Annotated in this window: 1 protein-coding gene and 1 pseudogene; both read left to right on the forward strand. The window is 75.1% G+C overall.

Going from position 1 to position 1086, the window contains the following annotated elements; translation table 11 throughout:
* Positions 1–572 (forward strand): glycosyltransferase family 9 protein (locus tag CCN33_RS29890; RefSeq protein WP_140394764.1); only part of this gene is annotated, 572 nt, incomplete at its 5' end.
* 12 nt (positions 573–584) lie between these two features.
* A pseudogene (locus CCN33_RS29895) lies at positions 585–1086 on the forward strand (glycosyltransferase family 1 protein); the annotation flags it as partial.

Raw genomic sequence — 1086 nt, forward strand, 5'->3', positions numbered from 1 at the left:
CCATGGGGTTCACCCCGCGCCCCGGCGACGACGGGCGGCTGCGCGTGCTGCCGCCCCCCGACACCGCGGCCCTCACCGGCAACGGCCCCTATGTCGTCGTCCACCCCGGCGCCAGCGCCCCGGCGCGGGCCTGGAGCCCCGAGCGGTGCGCCGAGGCGGTCGCCCTGCTCACCGACGCCGGGCACCGGGTGGTCGTCACGGGCGGGCCGGACGAGAGTGAGCTGACCCGGCGGGTGAGTGGCGGCACCGCGATCGACCTGGGCGGCCGCACCGACCCGCGCACCCTGTCCGGCGTGCTGCGCCTGGCCGACGCGGTGGTGTGCGGCAACACCGGCCCGGCCCATCTGGCGGCCGCCGTCGGGACACCGGTCGTCTCGCTCTTCGCCCCGGTGGTCCCGGCCGAGCGCTGGGGCCCGTACGGGGTGCCCAGCGTGCTGCTCGGCCGCCAGGACGCGCCCTGCGCGGACAGCAGGGCCCGGCAGTGTCCGGTGCCCGGCCATCCCTGCCTGGACGAGGTGACGGCGCACGACGTGCTCAGCGCCGTCCAGAAGCTGCTCCAGCCCGCGATGTGAGGAAGGAGAACCATGAACATCCTGGTATGGCATGTGCACGGCTCATGGCTGACGGCGTTCGTGCAGGGCCGGGCCACCTTCCTCGTCCCGGTGACCGAGGACCGCGGCCCCGACGGACTCGGCCGCGCCCGCACCTGGCAGTGGCCCGGCACCGTGCTCGAACGCACCCCGGAGCAACTGCGGGACGCCGACATCGACCTGATGGTGCTTCAGCGCCCGCACGAACTCGAACTGGCCCGCCGCTGGACCGGCCGCCGCCCCGGCGTCGACGTGCCCGCCGTCTACGTCGAGCACAACAGCCCCCACGAGACGGCGGTGGACACCCGGCACCCGCTGGCCGGCCGGTCCGACATACCCCTCGTGCACGTCACCCACTTCAACCACCTGATGTGGGACAACGGCCGGGCGCCGACCACGGTGATCGAGCACGGCGTCATCGACCCCGGCCACCGCTGGACGGGGGAGGAGCCGCGCGCCGCGGTCGTCGTCAACGAGCCCCTGCGCAGGGGCCGTA

The sequence above is a fragment of the Streptomyces recifensis genome (assembly GCF_002154615.1).
GTDB lineage: Bacteria > Actinomycetota > Actinomycetes > Streptomycetales > Streptomycetaceae > Streptomyces > Streptomyces griseoluteus.